This is a genomic window from Enterococcus sp. DIV1937, assembly GCF_050535975.1.
GTDB classification, from domain to species: domain Bacteria; phylum Bacillota; class Bacilli; order Lactobacillales; family Enterococcaceae; genus Enterococcus; species Enterococcus faecalis.
In genome coordinates this window covers 1,264,487-1,287,134 of record NZ_CP172909.1, presented here as the reverse complement: position 1 = coordinate 1,287,134, position 22,648 = coordinate 1,264,487, and the positions used below count along the sequence as shown (strand labels likewise).

23 protein-coding genes and 1 riboswitch are annotated in these 22,648 nt (G+C 37.4%); of the genes, 2 read left to right on the top strand and 21 right to left on the bottom strand.

Features of this window, described 5'->3' with window-relative positions; genetic code table 11:
• Positions 1–7 precede the first annotated feature (7 nt).
• The 8 genes from IGL13_RS06235 to IGL13_RS06200 all read right to left on the bottom strand — a co-directional run bounded on the left by IGL13_RS06235 (position 8) and on the right by IGL13_RS06200 (position 8,783).
• Positions 8–1,048, bottom strand: coding sequence for a hypothetical protein (locus IGL13_RS06235; protein ID WP_002401502.1), 1,041 nt, complete (start codon positions 1,046–1,048; stop codon positions 8–10).
• Between the two features lie 306 nt (positions 1,049–1,354).
• Positions 1,355–1,630, bottom strand: a complete 276-nt coding sequence (locus IGL13_RS06230; protein ID WP_002357604.1) for an HU family DNA-binding protein — start codon at positions 1,628–1,630, stop codon at positions 1,355–1,357.
• Positions 1,631–1,877: 247 nt separating this feature from the next.
• On the bottom strand, positions 1,878–3,188 hold the full coding sequence (gene der / locus IGL13_RS06225) for a ribosome biogenesis GTPase Der (RefSeq protein ID WP_002357608.1): 1,311 nt from the start codon (positions 3,186–3,188) through the stop codon (positions 1,878–1,880).
• A gap of 173 nt (positions 3,189–3,361) precedes the next feature.
• Positions 3,362–4,573, bottom strand: a complete 1,212-nt coding sequence (gene rpsA / locus IGL13_RS06220) for a 30S ribosomal protein S1 (RefSeq protein ID WP_002360341.1) — start codon at positions 4,571–4,573, stop codon at positions 3,362–3,364.
• Positions 4,574–4,686: 113 nt separating this feature from the next.
• On the bottom strand, positions 4,687–5,367 hold the full coding sequence (cmk, locus tag IGL13_RS06215) for a (d)CMP kinase (RefSeq protein WP_002357612.1): 681 nt from the start codon (positions 5,365–5,367) through the stop codon (positions 4,687–4,689).
• 236 nt (positions 5,368–5,603) lie between these two features.
• Positions 5,604–6,230, bottom strand: coding sequence for a LysM peptidoglycan-binding domain-containing protein (locus tag IGL13_RS06210; RefSeq protein WP_002360346.1), 627 nt, complete (start codon positions 6,228–6,230; stop codon positions 5,604–5,606).
• Positions 6,231–6,305: 75 nt separating this feature from the next.
• Positions 6,306–7,748 carry a RecQ family ATP-dependent DNA helicase gene (locus tag IGL13_RS06205; RefSeq protein ID WP_194180161.1) on the bottom strand — a complete coding sequence of 481 codons (1,443 nt, stop codon included), beginning with the start codon at positions 7,746–7,748 and terminating at the stop codon, positions 6,306–6,308.
• Complete coding sequence (locus IGL13_RS06200) at positions 7,749–8,783, bottom strand: helix-turn-helix domain-containing protein (protein WP_002378295.1); 1,035 nt, start codon at positions 8,781–8,783, stop codon at positions 7,749–7,751. It abuts the gene before it with no gap.
• A 35-nt stretch (positions 8,784–8,818) separates the two neighbouring features.
• Between IGL13_RS06200 and IGL13_RS06195 the strand changes: the two genes are divergently transcribed.
• Positions 8,819–9,037, top strand: a complete 219-nt coding sequence (locus IGL13_RS06195) for a ferredoxin (RefSeq protein ID WP_002357617.1) — start codon at positions 8,819–8,821, stop codon at positions 9,035–9,037.
• 22 nt (positions 9,038–9,059) lie between these two features.
• On the opposite strand, the gene IGL13_RS06190 is transcribed toward IGL13_RS06195, so the two are convergent.
• The 8 genes from IGL13_RS06190 to IGL13_RS06155 form a co-directional block, all read right to left on the bottom strand.
• Positions 9,060–10,391, bottom strand: coding sequence for a zinc ribbon domain-containing protein (locus tag IGL13_RS06190; protein WP_002398763.1), 1,332 nt, complete (start codon positions 10,389–10,391; stop codon positions 9,060–9,062).
• Positions 10,392–10,646: 255 nt separating this feature from the next.
• Positions 10,647–11,312, bottom strand: coding sequence for an ECF transporter S component (locus IGL13_RS06185; protein WP_002384530.1), 666 nt, complete (start codon positions 11,310–11,312; stop codon positions 10,647–10,649).
• Positions 11,313–11,383: 71 nt separating this feature from the next.
• Positions 11,384–11,503, bottom strand: a riboswitch (FMN riboswitch).
• Between the two features lie 152 nt (positions 11,504–11,655).
• A complete protein-coding gene (locus IGL13_RS06180) occupies positions 11,656–12,372 on the bottom strand; it encodes a pseudouridine synthase (protein ID WP_002357624.1) in 717 nt (238 codons plus the stop codon).
• A gap of 3 nt (positions 12,373–12,375) precedes the next feature.
• The gene (scpB, locus tag IGL13_RS06175; protein ID WP_002357625.1) at positions 12,376–12,981 is read right to left on the bottom strand and encodes an SMC-Scp complex subunit ScpB; all 606 of its coding nucleotides are present in this window, start codon (positions 12,979–12,981) and stop codon (positions 12,376–12,378) included.
• Positions 12,978–13,772, bottom strand: a complete 795-nt coding sequence (locus IGL13_RS06170; protein WP_002381915.1) for a segregation/condensation protein A — start codon at positions 13,770–13,772, stop codon at positions 12,978–12,980. The genes scpB and IGL13_RS06170 overlap by 4 nt, the downstream gene beginning before the upstream one ends.
• A 64-nt stretch (positions 13,773–13,836) precedes the next feature.
• Positions 13,837–14,727, bottom strand: coding sequence for a site-specific tyrosine recombinase XerD (xerD, locus tag IGL13_RS06165; RefSeq protein ID WP_002360354.1), 891 nt, complete (start codon positions 14,725–14,727; stop codon positions 13,837–13,839).
• A 169-nt stretch (positions 14,728–14,896) separates the two neighbouring features.
• Positions 14,897–15,826 (bottom strand): alpha/beta hydrolase, encoded by a 930-nt coding sequence (locus IGL13_RS06160; protein WP_002357629.1) that lies wholly within the window; start codon positions 15,824–15,826, stop codon positions 14,897–14,899.
• A 194-nt stretch (positions 15,827–16,020) separates the two neighbouring features.
• Positions 16,021–17,112, bottom strand: a complete 1,092-nt coding sequence (locus tag IGL13_RS06155; protein ID WP_002357630.1) for a DUF871 domain-containing protein — start codon at positions 17,110–17,112, stop codon at positions 16,021–16,023.
• A 181-nt stretch (positions 17,113–17,293) separates the two neighbouring features.
• On the opposite strand from IGL13_RS06155, the gene IGL13_RS06150 reads away from it, so the two are divergent.
• Positions 17,294–18,043, top strand: coding sequence for a peptidylprolyl isomerase (locus tag IGL13_RS06150; RefSeq protein WP_002374887.1), 750 nt, complete (start codon positions 17,294–17,296; stop codon positions 18,041–18,043).
• Between the two features lie 43 nt (positions 18,044–18,086).
• On the opposite strand, the gene IGL13_RS06145 is transcribed toward IGL13_RS06150, so the two are convergent.
• The 5 genes from IGL13_RS06145 to obgE form a co-directional block, all read right to left on the bottom strand.
• Positions 18,087–18,461 carry a YxeA family protein gene (locus IGL13_RS06145; RefSeq protein ID WP_002357632.1) on the bottom strand — a complete coding sequence of 125 codons (375 nt, stop codon included), beginning with the start codon at positions 18,459–18,461 and terminating at the stop codon, positions 18,087–18,089.
• Between the two features lie 142 nt (positions 18,462–18,603).
• Positions 18,604–19,149, bottom strand: a complete 546-nt coding sequence (locus tag IGL13_RS06140) for a TetR/AcrR family transcriptional regulator (protein ID WP_002357633.1) — start codon at positions 19,147–19,149, stop codon at positions 18,604–18,606.
• Between the two features lie 218 nt (positions 19,150–19,367).
• Positions 19,368–20,666, bottom strand: a complete 1,299-nt coding sequence (locus tag IGL13_RS06135) for a PTS sugar transporter subunit IIC (protein WP_002363934.1) — start codon at positions 20,664–20,666, stop codon at positions 19,368–19,370.
• 26 nt (positions 20,667–20,692) lie between these two features.
• Positions 20,693–20,995 carry a hypothetical protein gene (locus tag IGL13_RS06130; RefSeq protein ID WP_002371168.1) on the bottom strand — a complete coding sequence of 101 codons (303 nt, stop codon included), beginning with the start codon at positions 20,993–20,995 and terminating at the stop codon, positions 20,693–20,695.
• A gap of 138 nt (positions 20,996–21,133) precedes the next feature.
• A complete protein-coding gene (gene obgE / locus IGL13_RS06125) occupies positions 21,134–22,450 on the bottom strand; it encodes a GTPase ObgE (protein ID WP_002384537.1) in 1,317 nt (438 codons plus the stop codon).
• Between the last annotated feature and the right edge of the window lie 198 nt (positions 22,451–22,648).

Sequence of the window (22,648 nt, the reverse complement as noted above, 5' to 3'; positions counted from 1 at the left end):
TTTCCCCTCAAATCTCTTTTAAAATTTCTTGGTATCTTTCAATCGTTGTTAACAGTTGATCGGGCGTTGGCTTTAAAGCTGCTCCTAGTTGACCGATTTTTTCCAACACCATAGGAGGACCTAGTGTTTCTGTGTGAGTCAAGACTTGTTCTGCGTAATCAGCACTTAAAATTTCTTTTGGAAACGCCACCGGAAAACCTAAGCGAATAAACCAAACGATAAAATTTTTAAATTGAAAGTCAAAGTGATTGACTTGCTGGCTCCATAAAACTTGTAACAACAATCCCAATAATCGTTTCATGGGACCTGATAACAAATGGCCATTTTCGGTTGTAGCAAAGGCCACTTCAAAAACTCGGCCAAATTGATCCACTTTTTCCCCTGCTTGTTCATAAAAAGATAACAACTCGTCTAAAATACCATTAAATGACGTTTGATTCAACCGTTTTTTATCTGGATACGTTTGGTATAGCATTTGTAAATAAGCATAATCACAGACAAGACCCGCTCGAATAAAAACGAGCAAATCAATTAAAGGAGCGGCACCTTTTTTATTGGTCAAGGTACTATCAAACAAAATTTTTTCTGAATGATTTTCTATATGCATAGTTGCATGCTGTGCTTGCTGAATTGTGACACTTGGTAAAAGTCCTTGCCGTAACGCTTGAACAGACACAGGCATCAGCCAACATTTGGAGGAACACTTACTTACTTGGTGCAAAAATGCGGTTAATTGTAGTACCCCTTCATTACCTAAACCGATCAATAAAACATCCTGATTTTCTGGCCAATCAGCTAAGAAACGTAACACACTTTCTAATTCTAATAAGTCATTGCAATGAACATCATTGCGACAAATATACCAGTTTAATCCCAACTGTTCCCCAAAGGCATAATTAATCTTCTCCGAAAAAAGATCATAGTAACGCTGATTCGCCAAAACAACGATTGACTCCGTCGTTACTGGTCGTTTTTTTAGGACGGAAGCAAATGTTTCTCCATAAATAATAGCGACCTTGTTTTCCCCTCTAGAATAGTTGTATTTCATTGATTCACCACCTTAAGACTGTTTCCTCTTCCTTCACCCCAAGTCTAGCATAACCACTAAAAAACAGCTACTGGCAACAACTTATTTTTGTCCTTCATTCATATATCTTTCTCTTTTTATCAAAAAAGCAAGGAGCGAGTGTCGAACCGTTCCCGCTTGATTCTCGGAGCGAAGCACGTTTTTCTCACCTAAGGTTCGTTACAATTTAGCCTTTTAGCGTACTGTTTCGACCACCTCTTAAAATAACATTTTTTATGTATGATTCAAAAAAGAACCCTTGGAAACCAAGGGTTCTAATTGTCTGTCTTATTTCACTGCATCTTTCAATGCTTTACCTGGTTTGAATGCAGGTACTTTGCTTGCAGCGATTTGAATTTCTTGTCCAGTTTGTGGGTTACGTCCTTTACGAGCTGCGCGTTCGCGAACTTCAAAGTTACCAAAACCGATTAATTGAACTTTTTCACCTTTAGCAAGAGTTTCTTGAATTGTTGAAAAGACAGCGTCTACTGCTGCAGTAGCATCTTTTTTAGTTAAACCAGTTGAAGATGCAACGTTTTCGATTAATTCTGCTTTATTTGCCATGGATCATTTCACCTCCTCTATAAGAGATACGATGTTTTTACACACCTAAAGTTCCGTCTATTTTTGAGTGGTCCAAAAACAGACAGCAAATATTGATCTGGTTCAATATTCTGTTAACAAGATAGCATAAGAAAGTTGTAATAGCAAGGTTTTTAGTGTATTTTAACCAGTTTTTTCAAAAAATAATCATTTTTTCTCAAAGTTGATAAATTTATTTGAATATCTAAAAAAAGTATGGTAGAATGCACTATTTTCGGCGTCGCGGAATGATTTTAATCGGCGTGCCCTCAAACGTAAATGCTTTTCTGATTTGATTTTCTAAAAACCGGGCATAAGAAAAGTGCATTAGTTCTTCTTCGTTGACAAAAATAACAAATGTAGGTGGTTTGACTGCCACTTGTGTTGCATAAAAAATCTTCAAACGTTTTCCTTTATCGGTTGGTGTTGGATTAATTGCTACAGCATCCATTACAACGTCATTTAACAACGCTGAAGGAATCCGTAAGTTTTGATTCATACTTACTGTTTCAATTAGTTCAGGCAGTTTGTTTAAACGTTGTTTGGTTAATGCAGACACAAAAATAATGGGTGCATAATCTAAATATTGGAATTCATCACGAATTTCCGCTTCAAAATCACGCATTGTATTTGTATCTTTTTTGACTGTATCCCATTTGTTGACCACGATAATAATACCGCGACCTGCTTCATGGGCATAGCCCGCCACACGCTTGTCTTGCTCACGAATACCTTCTTCTGCATTCAAGACCATTAAAACAATGTCTGAGCGTTCAATCGCCCGCATTGCGCGCATGACGCTATATTTTTCAGTTGATTCGTATACTTTTCCACGTTTACGCATACCAGCTGTATCAATCATTAAGAACTTTTGACCTTCTTCAGATTCAAAATACGTATCGATTGCATCTCGCGTTGTTCCTTCAATATCTGAAACAATCACACGATCTTCACCAAGAATAGCATTAATCAATGATGATTTACCGACATTTGGACGCCCGATTAAACTAAATTTAATTGTATCTTCGTCCTCTTCTTCTGAAGTGTTAGGAAAATGTTTAACTGCTTCGTCTAACACATCGCCAATGCCTAAACCATGACTACCAGAAACTGGGAAAGGATCCCCTAGTCCTAAAGCATAAAATTCATAAATATCATTACGCATTTCAGGATTGTCAACTTTATTAACAGCTAAGATCACTGGTTTATTACTACGATATAAAATTTTTGCTACTAACTCATCTGCATCAGTAATTCCTTCACGGCCACTAGCAACAAAGATAATCACATCTGCTTCATCAATCGCAATTTCTGCTTGGTGTTTGATTTGATCCATAAATGGTTCGTCACCTAAATCAATCCCACCTGTATCAATAATACTAAATTCACGCCCTAACCATTCTCCAGTTGTATAAATACGGTCGCGTGTTACGCCAGGAGTATCTTCTACAATCGAGATACGCTCACCGGCAATGCGGTTAAAAATAGTCGATTTACCGACATTCGGTCTACCGACAATCGCAATAGTTGGATTTGCCATTTGATTCCCTCCTTGAGAATTTCAATCCTTACTAGTTTACCTAATCAAACCTTAAAGTGCAAGAAAAGTTTTAGTTTCTGCTGATTTTCTAACCAATTCAAGAAAAAATGAGTTTGACATAGCCGATCTGTTTACGGCTATGTCAAACTCATAAATTTCAAGAAAGTAACGGGTTATTCCTCTTCTTTCGCATCAGATAAAGCGTCACCTAAAATATCGCCCATGGTAAAGCCAGTATTTTCTTCAGGCAATTCATATTCCTGTTCTTCTTTTGGTTCTTCTTGAGACTCAGGTTTTGGTTCTAACGCTTTGATACTTAAAGCAATACGATGTTCCTCTGGATTAACTTCTAAAACTTTCACTTGTACTTGATCCCCTTCATGAAGGACTTCATGAGGCGTTGCAATGTGCTTGTGAGAAATTTGAGAAATATGCACTAATCCTTCCACACCAGGGAAAACTTCCACAAAGGCACCGAAGCTTGTTAGGCGTTTTACTGTGCCATCTAAAACAGTCCCAGCGGCTGCTTTTGTTTCGATATCTGTCCATGGTCCAGGCAATGTTTCTTTAATAGATAAAGAAATACGTCCTTCTTCTGGATTAATTGAAAGAATTTTTACTTGAACGTCTTCGCCAACAGTTAACGCATCACTTGGTTTGCCCACATGCTGATGAGCAATTTCAGAAACATGAACTAAACCATCCACGCCACCTAAATCAATGAATGCGCCGAAATCTGTTAAACGAGCTACTTTCCCTTCAACAACGTCTCCGTCATGTAAAGAAGAAAGTAATTCTTCTTTTTTCGATTCTTTTTCAGCTTCAACAACTGCTTTATGTGAAAGAATTAAGCGGTTTTCTGAAGGTTCGATTTCAATAATTTTAAATGCTAGTGTTTGACCTTTATATTCAGAAAAATCTGCAACAAAATGATCTTCAACCATTGAGGCAGGAACAAATCCGCGAACACCAACATCAACAACCAAACCACCTTTAACAACATTTGTAACAGGTGCTTCGATTACTTTGCCCGCTTGGAAATCTTGTTCAATTTCTTCCCAAACTTTTTTAGCATCTAAACGGCGTTTTGACAGTAAATAACTGCCGTTTTCTTTATCTTTGCCAATTGATGTGATAACAACTAAATCTAACACATCACCGACTTTCACAAGTTCGTGTACATCTTCAACTGGTAAAGTCGATAATTCCTTTGCAGGAACAACGCCTTCAACGCCCGCTCCTTCAATGCCGACAACAACTTGTTTGTCTTCAATGGCTAAAACTTCGCCTTTAACAATATCGCCAACACTGACTTCTTGAACGCTGTTCATTGCATCTTCCATTGTTTCGTTGTTTGCTACTTGTTTGTCTTCAAAATCTGTCATGCCTCTTATCCTCCTATGCCAACAAAAATTCCAAAACTTAGCTATATATACTTACATAGTACGAGATTTTTGTAAAAAAATAAAGCGATTTCTTCTATTTTTCTTAAAATTCTTTAAAAAAGTTCAAAACCTTTTTGTTTAATCACATTTTGTATGGCGGCGACGACTTCTTCAATCGTCAACCCTGTTGTATCGATTTTCACAGCATCACTTGCTTGGACAAGGGGTGATACTTCTCTGGTTGAATCTAAATAATCCCGACGTTCAATCTCCGCCTTCAAGGTTTCAAAATCCGTCTCAATCCCTTTTTCTTGATTTTCTTTAAAACGACGTTCTGCACGTTCTTCAACGCTAGCCACCAAGAATATCTTTACTTCGGCCTTTGGTAAAACTGCAGTACCAATATCTCGACCATCCATGACAACTCCGCCGGCTTGACCAATTTTCTGTTGTAACGCCACCATTTCTTCTCTAACTTTTGCATGTTTTGAAACAGCTGAAACAGCATTCGTTACATCTGGCTGGCGAATCGCTTCGGTCACTTCATGACCGTCGATAAAAACACGTTGGCCATTCTCTGCTTGCTGAAAAGAAATAGTGTGGTTGACACAAAGCGCTACTAATGGCTCTTCCGCTTGAATGTCGATTTGATTTTGCAAGGCCAGATACGTAATCGCTCGGTACATGGCACCCGTGTCACAATACACATAATTCAATTGTTTTGCTAAAATTTTTGCAACTGTACTTTTTCCTGACGAAGCTGGTCCGTCAATAGCAATACTGATTTTTCCCATGAAAAAACTCCTTAACTGATATGCATCCTTTAAAATGCGCTTCTTCTTTTATATTAAAATCAGAAGAAAAGAACTTGGATTTAAACTGATGACGAGTCTCTAACGAAAAAGCAATAAGCCGAAATCCCTCGAAAGACGCAAAACATCTTTCGGAAATTTCTGCTTATTGGCATTCTCATGTAATCATCCGTCGCGGTTTAGCCCTTGAAAGTGCTGTCCAAACCTCTTTTTCTGGATTATTTAATACGTAATGGTTGTCCTGGATAAAACACAGATGTATCAATCCCAGGATTTAACGCTAAAATTTGTTCTAATGTCATTCCGTTACGTTCGGCAACTTGACGTGCCCCTTCGCCACTTTGAACGGTATCATAAACAGGTTGTTGGTTCTGCGCTTGTTGCTGTTGTTGATTTTGAGCTTCTTGTTGTTGTTGCTGCTCTTGTTGTTGCTGTTGCTGTTGTTGTGCTTGTTGGTCCTGTTGTTGCTGTGCAGCAGCATCTGAACTTGAAGGTGTTGTATTTTCAGCTGGTTGGCTGCTTGCTGGTTCTGAGCTTTCCACTGATTTTGACGTACTTTCTTTTTTCTTCTCTTTTGATGATGATTGGACTAATGAAGAAGATGGCTGGCTATTTTTGCTAGCACTTTCGTTCGGTTTCTTGTCTTGCATCATCCATAAGAAAGTCCCAATTGGAATGGCAATAATTAATAATAGCAAAATAACTAAAACAGTTAGAAATAATGAATTTCCTCGTTGCTGTTGGCGTTTTGCTAAACGAGAACCACCACCATTTTGATCAGGTTCATAAATTGATTGTTCCCATGGCTCACGAGCTTGGTTTTTCTTTTTGTCCTTTTTACTCACTGCTAATTTCCTCCTAAACTTCTCTCGCTTGTTATTATATCATAGCTTTTGCCAACTGCCGACTAAAAAAATGAATTAATCACGTTCTTTAAATAATTTTAGAAATTTAGAACGCCAATCTTCTTCATTTTGATTGCTGGTCTTGTTCGATTTTACTATTGAATCTTGGTAAATGTCAAAGAATAACGCACAATTATCACAACAAGTTTCCGGTGATTGTTTGACAATCGGTTCTTGAAAATAAGTTTGAATCAACGTTCTTCGACAGGTTGTGGTTTCAATATACGTCAGCATCCCTCTTAATTGCGCTTGACGATCTTTTTCTTTCTCCTCTAAACGATGCTCTAGCTCTTCAAAAGAATAATCCTTGGCTAAATAGCCTTCGACCCATTTTTGTTGTAACTCGTTGGCATTTTCTAACAAACCTGCTTGTTCTTCTCCTTCAATCAGCGATTTTAAGGTCGCTCGATTCGCTCTTGTCTCTTCTAAGAAAAACCGATGAATAAATTCATCCCCTTTTTTATACAATAATAGCGCCCAACTTTTTTGACCATCACGTCCAGCTCGCCCGATTTCCTGCAGGTAATTTTCTAAGCTATCAGGCAAATCAAAATGAATCACTCCACGAACATCAGGTTTGTCGATCCCCATCCCAAAAGCATTCGTTGCACAAAGAATATCGATTTGATTATCAATAAATTGTTCTTGCAAGCGACTACGTTCACTAGCCTCCAAGCCCCCATGATAATAGGCCACCTTAAAACTGGTTTTTGCCTGAATAAGTTGACTGATTTGTTCTGTTTTGTTGCGCGTGGCGCAATAGATAATGATTTTACCAGCCGTTTTAGATAAGTAATCTAGTAACACTTCTTCTTTTTCTGACGTTTCCTTCACGAACAAGCCAATATTTTTTCGATTCACTGAAGAAAGAACTTCTTGATAGCTACCATGAGAAAATAATTGTTTTATAATTGCGTGCTGTACAACAGGTGTCGCTGTGGCAGTTAACGCCAAGGTCAAAGGAAAGTCTAGCTGTTTTTGGACCAGATCTAATTTACTATATTCAGGGCGAAAATCGACGCCCCACTGATAAACACAATGGGCTTCATCCACCACAAATAATGCAATTTTTTGGCGTTGTAACACACTAAGTACTTCTTGCTGCAAAAGCATTTCTGGGCTTAAAAACAGATAATCGTATTGGAACATTTTCGCTAAAATATAACGCTTTTCTGAATACTGTAACGTACTGTTTAAGGCAACCGCACCTTTAATTCCTTGTCTTTGTAATTGACGCACCTGATCTTCCATTAACGAAAGTAAGGGAGAAACAATTACCGTTAGCCCCTCTAACTTCTGACCCACAAATTGATAACACAATGATTTGCCAGTGCCTGTTGGCAAAACAGCCAATGTATTCATACCGTCAAGTAAGTTTGTAATCACTTCTTTTTGACCAGGCTTAAACGCTGCGTAACCAAATCGAGTGAATAATTCTTGTTCTAATGTCAACAACACTCACTCCTTTTTTTGCCAAATTTGTTGGATTTGATATAACCGAAAATCTAAATAAGAAAGCGTCGCTTCTTGCGCTCGCCAATCCCGATACACCCACAACCGCGGATCTTGTTCTGTTTGAGCCAAGTTTTGGAGTATTGCCTCCTTTTCAAGATAAACAGACGCCTGCAGCTGCCCTTGAATAGCCAACTCTAATAGATGGTCATGAATGGTACTCGGTTTTATTTTTCGCTGCTCAGCAATTTCTTGAAGCGTCTTGCCTTCCGTTAACAATCGTTGGGTTTCTTGCATACTTTGGTTTAGATTTTTTTCTAGATACGGCCATACAAGCGTTTGTAAAGCAGGATAGTTTCCTCCGTACATTATCAACTGCAGTAAATGATGAACCGCTTGCGTATGCCATAAACGCTGTTCAAGAACTGTCTTATGGCTTGTTAATTGCTGAGGAACTTTGCCAGTTTGCTGATAACCAGAAAGTTGCGCAACCAAATAGTCGCTTTCTGCTTCAGGTAGTAACTCAAACCCTCGCAACAGTTCTTCTTTGATTGATTGAACGCGCTGCTCTTTCTTGTCTTGTTGTAACCATCGTTTCAAATATAGTTGCGGAATCGGTGTTGATAAAAGTGGAATATACTGTTTTTCCTCAAATGATAAATACGAAGTCACTTGCACGGCAAATTGAATGAGTTGCCAACTTTCTCGATCACTTCTGCCAAAACGATAAAGATCAATTGCAGGATAATCCAGCAACGAAAAATGGTGCTCCTTTAAAAATAGTTGCCCTTCTTTTGTTAGTTGAATCTCATTTGTCTCTTTGTGATACTGAATTTGTTTCGCCTTCGAAAGTTTTTCAAGAAATTGAAAAAAGGCTTGTTCGGAAATCGTTGGCCACCAGCCAATGAACCGTAAACAATCATATAAAAAACCATAAATCAAAACAGAACTAGTCCGTTTGCCTTTTAAAAGATGATACAAAGTTGATGCACGTACCTTGTATCCATGAGATAATAACGCTAAAATAAAAGTTGCTTCCATAGTAAACCTCTTTTAGATAGGATGTGTCACTGTTTATGCAATCACGTTTAGTTCCTGAAAAATGTATTGCTTGTGGACTTTGTCAAGTTTATGCGCCCAATATATTTGATTATGATGATCATGGGATTGTCCTTTTTAAAGACGAGCCGCATGCTCGACAACAATTTATTCCAGAAAACGAACGCGAGAATGTGTTAAAAGCGTACCGCAAATGTCCCACGCGTGCAATAGAAATAAGCAAAAATGAGTGCTAAATAATTTAGCACTCATTTTTGCTTAGAGTATTTTTTCGAGCCAAGCAAGTGTTTGTTCATCTATCGAAACAAACTGTAATTGTCCTTCTTTTAGCGGTTCTTTGACTAGATGAATTTGATCATTTAGGCCATTGATCCATTCATAACGAAGACCATTTTCTTTTGCTTTAGAATTTTTAGCTTCTAAATAATAATTGACATGGTAATTTTCTTTACCATCCAATTGTAGCGTATTAATGGTCACTTCAAAATCTGGTGAAACATCGGTCGATTTCTTTTCACGTAATCGTTCAAGTGATTCTATAAAAGAAGGAAATTGAGGATTATTTTCCCCACCAACGAGATATTTTTTAGCAAATTCTGTACTATCCGTATGACTTTTCACTTGTTTGGCAAATGCTTGATAAAAGGTTTCTAGCGCTTTGCGGGCATCATAGTCGCTAGCTAACGGAAAATTCAATTGTAGCGTTGGATTATCGGAGAGCGCTTCGACAAAATCATTTTCACCAATCGTTTCTTTTGATGTTTGAATTTCTTCTCCATTAATCGTCTTTTTAAGTTGAATCGTCATCCCTTTGGACCAGAACAAAGGGCCAATCGTTTTGCTTCCATTCGTTAGCGTACCAACTTTCCGATCATTAATATAAATATCTGCGTCTGGCAGATTGCTTTCCACAACAAAATTCATTCGTTTAAAATCTAAAGGAATACTAGAAATATAATTTTCCTCTTCTAATAAACGATACTCTTCTGTGATAACAGGTTCACCGGTGCTATCTTTCACTGTGGCTGTAAAGGTATATTGTCCTGGCGCTAAGGGTCCCAATTCCTTTTGATAAGTGGTTGAGTCGGAAGTGCCCACTTCCCGCCCGTTCATTGCCAGCGTCACACCGCGCTGATTCGTCGTTAACTGAACAGAAACAGGCGTTAAAATGAATTGATAACGGTGAAAGAAAAATGCTGTTTGACTTGTTTCACGAATAGTTAAACCATGTAGCTTTTTATCCTTTAATAGCGCTTTTTCTAATTTTTTTAGCTCAGTTGGATTTTTTTGATAATAAGTGATTAAAGGCTTAATGCTTTGCGGATTCACTTGAAATTCAGACTCGTTCGTCCTCATTTTTTTACTTAATTCTTGGGCATCACCATTCTCAATCGCTTCAATAAAATGAGAAATTTGTTGTTCCTTAGAAAAATAATGCGTCCCGAGAAAATAGCTACCCGCTCCAAGAACGATGAACACAAAAAGAAACACCCAGATCCAGCTTCTTTTTGATCTGAGAGGAGTAGATTCGTTCCCTTTATTCATTGATGGTTGTGCTTGGTTTTCCTCTTGATGCATTGATTCATTCATTAGCGGAGCGCCGCATTCTTCACAAAAGGACTCCGTATCACGATTCACATGACGACAATTTTTACACTTTTTCACTCAGGAAAACTCCTCTTTCTTTGATGATTTCTATCATACCAAGGGAAAGTTAAAATTACAATGCAGATGGTTTAGTATTTTTTAACAGAATGATGACAGATTATGACAACCTCTTTTCTTTTAGGCGTAAATTTTAAAAACCCACTGTCAAACATTGTTCAACAGCAGGTTTTTTATCATTTATTTTGTTAACGGTGTTTTTTTCTGAATAGTATGTTGTTTTTTTGATAGCCATGGCAATAACTTCGCATGTAGTACTAGAAAAACACCACTGACTAAGAGGCCTTTAATAAGGTTGAATGGCACAATACCAATCGCCACATAGCTTGCTAAAGATGTTCCTAAAAATTGTTGTGTGGTCACACCATATAATTGTAAGTAAACTGGTGTAATGACAAAATAATTCGCAATACTCATGAAAATCGTCAAGGCTAAGATCCCACTTACTAGGCCCACTATCCGATTTGTACGGATATTTTTCTTTTTACCAAAGAAATAAAAAATTGGCAAGGTGAAGATACTACTTGCTAAAAAGCTAGCGAAATCTCCCACCATATTTTGCGGTGCTAGTCCGGTTAAGAACAGGTGTAGCAACGAACGAACAAAAGCAGTAATTACTCCTGCTAACGGTCCGTACAAGAACATTCCGAGTAAAATCGGAATATCACTAAAATCGATTTTCAAAAAACTAAACGCCGGCATAATCGGAAATGCCACAAATTGTAATACTGTACCGATTGCGGCCAACATTGCAATGCTGACCATTTTTTGTACCTTGTTGTTCATCTGAAATCCTCCAATTAAGGACCCATCTTCAACGAACTTTTTGATTCGCTTCTTTGTCATACAAAAAAACCCTATTTTTCTGCAGGGAAAAATAGAGTAGGATTATCTGATGAAAAAGCGTCTCAAATAAGCCCTATCTTCTTTATCCAGACTATACTGTCGGTATTGGAATTACACCAATTCAATCGTTAAAAACGAGTCGTGGACTATAACCACCGGTCGGGAATTACACCCTGCCCCTGAAGACGAACCTTGTATTATATTTTTTTACTTACTTAGTGTAACCCATTTGAACAATGAATGCAACTAACTAAGCTTTTTTATTAAATTTCATTGATTGTTTCATTTCTCAAAAAAAAACAATCCCTTCGCCATAAGCGCGAAGAGATCGAGTCATTTTATCTTATTTAGCTTGATTTAATAATTGACTGATTTCTTTTTTAGTTAAATCACGATATTGCCCTGGTCGCAAACCTTGTAAGGTCAACTCACCGTAACGTTCACGTTTTAATTTTTGAACAGGGAAACCAACAGCTTGAAACATTTTCTTCACTTGATGATTACGTCCTTCATGAATCGTTAATTCCACGACACTGCTACCTGTTTTAATATCCGCTGAAAGAATTTGAAAATTGGCTGGTGCTGTGCGTTTGCCATCAATGCGAATGCCTTTGGCTAATGGCAATAGATCCCGTTTAGTAGGTACACCTTTAATTTTTGCTACGTAGACTTTATCTACTTCATGTTTAGGATGGGTTAATTTTTGTGAAAAACTTCCATCATTCGTTAAAAGTAACAACCCAGAAGTATCATAATCCAGACGACCGACTGGATAAATTCGCTCAGTAACATCTGTAAAATAATCCGTTACTACTTTACGGCCTTTATCGTCAGACACCGCAGAAATAACCCCTCTTGGTTTATAGAATAAATAATAACCATATTCTTCTTGATAAATTGGTACACCATCAACCTCAACAGTATCTTGTTTACTTACTTGCGTTCCTAATTCTTTGACCACTTGGCCATTGACTTTTACGCGGCCTTTGACAATTAATTCCTCTGCTTTGCGACGCGAAGTCACCCCAGCATGAGCAATTGCTTTTTGTAATCTTTCCATTGTTTAAGCTTCCTCGCCTTCTGTTGTTTCAGACATTGGGTTCGTTTCTTGATAACGATCAAAAAATAGATCCATTGGTAGTTCTTCTTCTAATTCATCTTCCATTTGTTGGATATCTGGTAATTCATCTAAACTTTTCAACCCAAAGTAATCCATAAAATACTTCGTTGTGCCATACAAAATCGCTCTACCAGGACCATCGACGCGGCCTTTTTCTTCTATCAACTGACGGGCAACTAACTTTTGGATAGAGCCAGAAGTCTGTACGCCACGAATTTCATCAATTTCAATACGCGAAATTGGTTGCTTATAAGCAATAATGGATAATGTTTCTAGCGCCGCTTGTGATAAGGCGTTCGACATAGGCGATTGCGCATATTTTTTTAGTAATGAGGCATATTTTTTCTTCGTTGTTAAGACAAAATGATTGCCGACTTCTAAAATATTTAACGCCGATTTATTGTCAGAAGCATAATGTTCTTTCAATTTCGTTAATTCTTCATAGGTTTTTGCTGTTGACTTCTCTAATAAGTACGCCAGCTCTTCCAAGCCAATTCCTTCTTCGCCAACCACAAATAAAATTGCTTCAATTTGACTAACTAATGTCACTGTGTTTCCTCCACCTCTGTTGTATCTTCCTGCTGGGTTTCTGTATTAAATAACAAAATTTCACTATAATTATTTTCTTGTTCAGCATAAATCACGCCTGTTTTCATTAATTCTAAAAGAGCCATGAACGTTGTCACAATTTCTTGTTTGGAATAAGAATCGAAGAAAGAATCAAACGACACTGCCTTCCCTTTCTGTACTTGACGCATACGCTCTGAAATAGCGGTGATTTTTTCTTCGATGGAAACATCGTCACTAGCAACAGTTGTTTCAACAGGCTGGCGATTTTTTTTCTTTTCTAACATGGCGTGAAAGGCTAGAAATAAATCAATTGTATTGATTTGATTAGGCGGTAGTGTTGTATCTTCCTCTTTATAATCATCCATATCCATTGGTTCTTTTGTATAATAGAGTTTACGTTCTTCTTCTTTTTCATGTAAAACAGTCGCTGCATATTTAAATTTCCGATACTCCAATAACTGAGCTACTAAAGCTTCCCGTGGGTCTTCCTCTTCAAAAAAATTTTCATCATCAATGATTTCAAGCTCTTGTTTTGGAAGCAACATCTGACTTTTAATAGCCATTAAGGTGGCAGCCATGACTAGATATTCTCCAGCGACTTCTAACTCTAAGGTTTGCATCGCATGAATATAAGACATGTATTGTTCAGTTACTGCTGTAATGGGAATGTCATAGATATCGATTTCTAATTTTTGAATTAAATGTAGTAGAAGATCCAGTGGTCCTTCAAAGACATCTAGTTTTAAATTAATTTCTTGCAAAAACGACACCTACTTTCTTTTCTCGACTTCCTAGTTTACCATAAATTTATTCGTTTGTGGGCATTCTCGCAAATTAAGCCCGAGGAAAATGTTCCTTATAAACATCTGCCATTCGTTGTTTGGTAATATGTGTATAAATTTGTGTCGTGGAGATATCTGCATGTCCTAATAATTCTTGAACGATTCTAAGGTCTGCGCCATTTTCCAACAAATGTGTCGCAAAGCTATGCCGTAATGTATGCGGCGTAATATTTTTCTCTATCTGGGCTTCTCGGACAATCTGTTTTAAATTTTTCCAAATGCCCTGTCTAGATAACGGTTCGCCATGATGATTAACGAACAGGTGTGTTTCATTCGGATGGTTTTTAATCAATTGAGGTCTGGCTTCGTTCATATAGCGCTCAATCCATTGAATCGCATAATCGCCTAAAGGGATAATTCGTTCTTTGTCCCCTTTTCCGATTGTTTGCAATAAACCAATGGATAAATGCAGATCCCCTAATTTTATTTCAATTAGTTCACTAACTCGCAGGCCAGTTGCATACATCACTTCTAAAATAGCACGATTCCGCATACCTAGTGGTTTACTTGTATCAGGCGTTTCAATTAATCGAGTCACTTCGTCAACAGATAATGTACTTGGCAATTTTTGAACTTTCTTGGGGGAGTCAATATGTTGCATCGGATTATGTTCGCTTAAGCGTTCTTGACGTAAAAATTGATGAAATCCTCTCAAACTAGAAATCATCCGAATCACACTTGCTGAAGCTTGCTGTTCTTCGTGAAGGGATTGCAAAAATTCTGTAATCATGTAACGGTCAACTTCGTCCCAAGAATGCAGGCCTTGTTCTTGTAAAAAGGCTACGTATTTTTTTAAATCTCGTTCGTAACTCCGTCGTGTGTTATTTGATAAGCCCCGCTCTATTTGTAAATAGTGTAAATAATCGACTAATTGTTCTTCCATTATCCTTCCCTCATTTCTAGTACTATCCTATCAGATTATGCCCTAGATTGCATGGGTAAATTCCAACTTATTAAAAAAAAATCAACTGACAACAAAAGACTTGTTCACTAAGTCGTTAACTTAAGAACAAGTCTTTTGTTGTTGCTACTATTAGTAAAGAATAAATTTGTTATTTTATATATTTATCTAGAAAAGCAGCTACTGTTTCCTTATATTTTTCTGGGTTTTTATTATAAGCTTTCGCATGCTCTGCTCCAGGCACGACATATTTCTCTTTAGGTCCTTGGGTTGCATTATAAACTTCGTCTAACATACTAAACGGCACAAACGTATCATTTTCACCATGAATAAAGAGCATTGGTAAATGATTCTTTTGCAATTGCTTAACAGCACTTGCTTCCCCAAAGAAATAGCCAGCTCTAAGTTTCGTAATCCCGCTAGTAACATTAACTAATGGGAAACTTGGTAAATTGAAAAGCTCTTTCAATTGATATTGCAACTCCTGATTGACTGTAGAATAGCCACAATCTTCCACAATGGCTTTCACGTTATCTGGTAATTTTTCCCCGCTCGTCATCATGACTGTAGCAGCACCCATACTGACACCGTATAAAGTGATTTGTTCTTGCTGACCATTTTCGGTTAAAACTTTCTCAATCCATTGGACATAATCTTTACGATCGGGCCAGCCGAACCCAATATAATCTCCTTGACTTTTCCCGTGACCACGCGCATCTGGCGCTAACACATTGTATCCCCAATCATGATACATTTTCGCAAAGACAGACATCGTTTCTGCCGAACCCATATAACCATGCGCCATAATAACGGTACGATTACTTTTTTTGTCGGCTGGTAAATAAATGGCCTTTAGACGTAGCCCATCTTCCGAAGTAATTGACCATTCTTGTCGATTTTTGTCATCTTTAAACCACGCGCCTTCAGGTGTCTGGACCACTTTTGACCCTGGGGTATTCTCATTTATAAAGTCTTTCTTTCCTGGAACTACTGCATAATTATAAAAATATAAGCCTGCCGCAATTAAACCAATTGCAATTACTACAATAAGCGCAATCAAAATTTTTAACCATCGATTCATCTACGTACTCCTTTTATTTAAACTGTATGATTCATTATAAGTTGTCGCCCTTTTTTTGACAACTACCATTCAAAGATTCAGCCATCTTTCTTTACCACTACAATGAGACAATTTTGTTGCGACAAAAAAAGCATAGCACAAAAATGTTACCTTTTGCGCTATGCTCCACTTATCTATTTATAGGAAACTAAAAATTATTTATTTTCAATAAGTTTAAAACTTGACCATGGTTTCAAAAATTCTAATAAGAAACGTTCGTCATCAGAAATACGACCAACCACATTTACACGGCCATCATTTTTCATTTCTTTTAAAGCAATTTGTGTTTCCCCTTTGTATTGTCCATAGCCAACGTTGTCAATCAAGACATCGCCTCGAACAATATCTCTCGTTGTATGAGCTGGGAAAGGACGATCTTTATAGTAAACACGTGTCATTGTTGAACGCAAAACGTAATCAGAACGATCTCCACGATAACTGTGTAAGTTATCGAACAATGCAATTCTTTCATCTTCTGTGATTTCTGGTTCTGTATCCACTTTGATCGAAGGATACGGTGCATGAAAGGCTTCTGCCATTGCTGCTAATTCTGCTTCTGAGGCATAAGCATTTCCGACAGAAATATCATCGATTAATCCTGTTAAAACTAAATGCTTAACTTGCGTTGCAATTTCTAAATCGCGGTGGTCTTCCAAAGAACATAACCCATCTTGTGTCGGCCATGGCCCAAATGTAGCATCGTGTGAGTTCACAAACGCCATCGTATTTAAATTATATTTTCTAAATTTTTCTGAACAATAAACAAAATGATCATAGCCTAAGCCTGTATAGCGATGTGGATAGAAATTATGTGAGCCTAGTAAATTTTCTGTGTTTGGTGAGTAGGCCATAATATTATCTACATAACTTGTCCCTGAACTCATATTAATTTCAATTTTAATACCATAAGGGTTTCTTGTCATATTCGCCTCTTCTTGCCCAGTAAAACCAAGATCTAAACGAATACCGTAAGCGCCCATATCATGGAAAAATGATAAATCATCATAAGAGATGCCTAATTGTTCGAACAATGCAGGATTAATATCGACCATCACTTCCATACCTAATTGGTTGGCGTAATCTACGACTTTTTTAAACTCTGCTAATACCTTTTCCCGATCATCATTGATTTGCAATAAACTAGTAAAGACACGCTTAAAGCCGTATTTATGAGCCAAATCCAAATATGCTTTGTCCTTTTCAAATGTTGAACGTTCTGGATAAATTGAAATACCTAATTTTCCCATGTGATTGCCTCCTAAATTGTAAAACATAATAATGTATCTGCTTACATTGTAACAAAAAAAACAAAAGTGGTCTACACCTTTCCTATAGGAAATCTTATAAAAATTCCACTGGTTTGTTATCTTCTCTTTTGTTATGATAAAAAAGAACCTAATTGTCAGTGTGAAAGGAAGAGGAAAACAGATGAAACATAAGAAAATGCTTGCTGTTGCTTCAGTTGCAGCATTCACCTTGCTTTTAGCAGGCTGTAACACAACCAATAATAAAGGCACGACCGCAACGAGTGATTCTGTCGCTAAATCCAGTGAAAGCAAAACAAAGGATTCGGTCGACTTAAATTCACTAGATTTACCACAACTAGATGACAAAGTTGCCGAAGATCAAGACTTAGTCCAAATGGTTACTTCAATGGGAAATATTGAAATCAAACTATTTCCTAAACAGGCTCCAAAAACTGTCGAGAACTTTATGAAACATGCCAAAGATGGCTATTATGATGGCTTGACTTTCCACCGCGTCATCAATAACTTTATGATCCAAGGTGGCGATCCTAGCGGTGATGGAACTGGCGGAAACAGCATCTGGAATAAACCATTTGAAGATGAATTTTCAAACCAGTTATATAACATTCGTGGCGCATTATCAATGGCGAATGCAGGACCTAACACTAACGGCAGTCAGTTCTTTATTGTCCAAAATACAGATGATCAATCTGATGGTCTTTTATATGATGATTATCCAAAAGCAATCATTGATGCTTACAAAAAAGGCGGCTATCCTTCTCTTGATAAAAAACATACTGTTTTCGGTCAAGTTACCAAAGGAATGGATATTGTCGATAAAATTGCCAAAGTCGAAGTTGGTGCCAACGATAAACCAAAAACTGATGTTAAAATTGAAAAAATCAATATTCTTCAAGAAGCAAAAAAATAACAAAAAGTCAGAACGTACGCTGAAGATACGTTCTGACTTTTTGTTATTTTTGAATCGCTTGTAATGCCTTTTCTGGTACTTGGTCTTGATTGACCTCTTCATACGTATTGATGTGGGCCCCTTTATTTGAGACTTTTAGATAATGATCTGTTTTTAATTCATGGTCCGCTGTGAAAGTTATTTCTCGCGTTTTGCCTTCCTCATCTGCGGCTACTTGCGTATAACTAGCAATTCCATAGCCATTAACGCTATCGGCTTTCTTTGTTTTAACATACACATTTCCTTCTTTAACCAATGGATTTAATTGATCTAACACACCAGCTAATTCGCCAGAGTTCTTCTCTGCGTAAAACTTGGCCCCAAATAAACCACCACCAATAACAATTGCTGTCACCACTAAAAATTTAATAAATTTCATCACATAAATCCTCCCGAGTAATTATTCTCTGTTACTTCTTCCAAAGTATAGCAAGTTTTAAACAATCCTTCCTCGGGCGCAACGACCAGTTTTTTCTCAGACTTATGTCGTATTTTTGTTATTTTGAATAAATAACAAAACACTACTCTTCTATCAATAATTGACTTAATAATTGAATTTCTTGATTCTTAGTTAAGTCAATTGTTTTCATTGTAACCGCTGTGGCTAAACCTAAATAGATTACCACCATTTTAGGAAATAATTCGACAAATTTTCCTTTGTCCATTTGTACATATTTTTTATCCAATAATAAACGCTCTTCAAAAAAATCTTGAAGCATTTGCTGCAATTCTTCTTCATAACCATGTGCTTTCATAAATAACGCCGTATAGATTTTTTGATGTTTTTGGGCAAATAATATAAAGTTCAGACCCAATGCAATCACTGGGTCTGAGGCACCGACATCTACTTTATAAAATAATTGCATACGATGAAATAACGATTTAATTAAGGTTCGTTTTAAATCGTCCATGTTGACAAATTCTAAATAAATTGGCTGCGTAGAAATCCCCATAGTATCTGCAATATTTCTAGCAGTTAAATTAGAAAAACCTTTATCTACTAAAATTTTTTCAGCTACGTTTAAGATTTTTTCCTTTGTATATACCTTCGTTCTAACCATTTTCATACCCCTTTTCTCTTTTAGTTAACAATAACTTTATTATGTTCACACAAAAGAAAACCATTTTCATTATATATATAATATTTTACACTTTTTTATGCGTTTCTTTTCTCAAAATTTTCTATACATTTCAAAAAAATTGAGAATTTTCATCACCTATAAACAAATAGGTCCAGAACAAAAGGTCATCACCTTTTGTTCTGGACACTAAACGGCTGCACTCTTTATTCTTCTATTTGTTTGCCTTGTTCTTTGGCAAGCTCATTTTTATCATAAGCTACAAAGAACGGATAGTAAATCAAGATGGCCACTAGAATTAAAACAATATTCAAAACAGCAGCACGCCAATCGCCGCCTGTCGCCATAAAGGCGCCAATTGGTCCTGGTAAGGTCCAAGGAGCGGTAAAGACAACTTCACTTACTAAACCTAATTTTGTGGCAAACCAAGCAATCGTTGCTAAAACCATTGGTGCAAAGATAAAAGGAATCATTAAAATCGGATTTAAGACAATCGGTACACCGAAAATAACTGGCTCATTAATATTAAAAATAGACGGTGCTAAAATAGCTTTTCCTAGTTTTGAACCATATTCTGATTTTGCCCGAAAGGCTAATAATATAGCTAAACCAATTGTGGCTCCAGCACCACCAATCCAAATGAACCATTGGTAAAAAGGTTCTGCCGCAATCCGAGGTAATGCTTCGCCAGCTGCTTTAGCAGTCGTGTTTTCCTCTAATAGTTGTAGCCATAGAGGACGCGCCAACGATCCTACGATTGAAGCGCCGTGAATCCCAAAGAACCAGAAAAATGTTGTTAAAAAGACTAACAACAAGACACTCAATAAAGAGTCCGCTGCTTGAACTAGTGGTCCTACTAAGTTCCCTACAAATGTGTGCCAATCAAAGCCTAAATAATAAGTGATTGAACCAATCAATAACATGACAATTAACGTCGGAGTCAACGATTCAAATGAACGAGCAACAGCAGGTGGAACGTTATCAGGCATTGTAATTTTGAACTTAGACTTATCTGTTACTCGATAGATTTCGACAGCAATAATTGACGTCACAATCCCGACAAACATCCCTGCACCACCCAAATTAGCCATTGGTAAAACAAACCCAGAAACGCCAGCTGCTTTACTGGCTTCTTCAGGAATCGCTACAGGTACTAATGTTAACAAAAAAGCAATCGTAGCCAAAATCCCTCCAGAGACTTGATCAAGATTATATGATTTCGCTAAACTAGCGCCAATGCCAAAAGTCGCATATAACGCCATAATGTACATTGTCATTCGGTAAGGCAATAAGATTGTAGCAGCATTACTTGTTAAAAATTGAGTAATGCCCCAAGATTCTGGTAACGGCGGAAACGCAATAATTAGAAAAAAAGAACCGACAATAATTAAAGGTAATGTCGCAATAATCCCATCCCGCACCGCACGTAAATGGCGCTGATTGGCAATTTTAGCCATTGGTCCAGCTAGATGATTTTCAATCCAAACAGTCAGTTTATCTAACATAAATAACACTCTCCTCTGTTTTTCTCTTAAAAAATAACTCCTTTAATCAGCCATAAATAAGAGATAAGCTCTAATAAAATAAGAGAAATTAAAAACAACCAAATAAAACGCTTACAAAAACCTGTTTTCGTTTCAATAAAATAATGACTATACGCTAACGCAAAAGCAATCCCAACAGGCAAAAAAATCATGGCACCAATATTAAACGGCAGACTGAAAGTCCATAATAAAACACTCGGCAACAGGACACCACATAAGAGCCCCATACTAAAAAGAAAACCGGCACTTTTAACTGAAAACTTAGGAACAATTGCTTGATTGTTTTCCATTTCAATTTCGCTCCTTTCGTTTGTTATTTTGTTACATTTAAAATTATAAGCTATTAAAAATATTATTTCAATCTATTCGGTGATTTAATACTAATTTTAAAATAAAAAACCAGTTCACTGAGTGAACTGGTTCTATGCTTATTCGACAAATTCAAATTCAAAATTACCAATCCGAACAATGTCGCCATCTTTCGCGCCACGTGCTCGTAATGCCTCATCGACACCCATACCACGTAATTGACGTGCAAAACGCATTACTGTTTCATCATGATCGAAATTCGTCATTTCAAATAATTTTTCTAATTTTTCACCAGATAAAACCCATGAAGCATCTGGTTCACGATCAATCGTAAATTCTGGACCTTCTGGTTGGAAGCCATAACGAACGGTTTCTTCCTCTACCACTTCATCTTCATATAATGGGAATTCAGGCGTTACTTCCAACAAGTCAGCTGTTGCATTTAATAAAGGTTCAATACCTTTACGAGTAACCCCAGAAATTGGGAAAATAGGTAGCTCATCGGCATACTCATCGGTGCGTTCCTTCGCAAGTTGCTCTTTAAATTTCGCTAAATTCTCTTCTGCTTCAGGCATGTCCATTTTATTGGCAACAATAATTTGAGGTCGCTCCATCAAACGTAAATTGTGTGAAGCCAATTCTTTATTGATTGCCAAATAATCTTCATAAGGATCGCGTCCTTCCATGCCACTCATATCAATGACATGTAAAATAACACGCGTCCGTTCAATGTGGCGTAAGAACTGTGTTCCTAAGCCGACACCTTGAGAAGCTCCTTCAATTAAGCCTGGCAAATCTGCTGCAGCGAAGCTTCGACCATCACTAGTAGTCACCATCCCTAAGTTTGGAACTAATGTCGTAAAATGATAGGCACCAATTTTCGGACGAGCGGACGAGATAACAGAGAGTAACGTTGATTTCCCTACAGAAGGAAACCCAACTAAGCCAACATCTGCTAAAACTTTTAATTCTAATTCGATTTTACGTTCTTGGCCAGGTTCGCCGTTTTCAGCAATTTCTGGTGCAGGGTTTCTTGGGGAAGCAAAGCGAATATTCCCACGACCACCGCGTCCGCCTTTTGCTACTACTAAGGTCTGACCATTCTCAATTAAATCCCCAATTAAGGCTCCAGTTTCTGCATCACGAACTGTTGTACCTGGCGGAACTTTGACAAGTAAATCTTCTGAACCACGACCGTGCATTCCTTTACTCATACCATTTTCTCCAGGTGTCGCCTTAAAATGACGATTAAACCGGAAATCCATTAATGTGCGTAATCCTTCTTCAACAACTAAAACAACGTCGCCACCGCGACCGCCATCACCACCAGCGGGACCCCCGTCTGGTACATATTTTTCTCTACGGAAAGCAACCATTCCGTCGCCGCCTTTACCAGCTTTGACATCAATCGTCACTTGATCTAAAAACATGGACATATAATTTGTCCTCCTATTCTACTTCTACTATCTTTAATCACCTCAAAAAGCGTGATTCGAAAGTCTTTATTATTGTATCGGGAAAACAACCGTTTGTCTAGCAATTCTAGTTAGTTATCGTTGGAAAAAGCAAAATTTCTCATGAATCTTTCGCTTTCTTTTTGTCGCTTCGCTATCAGTCTTTTGACAAAAAAATTT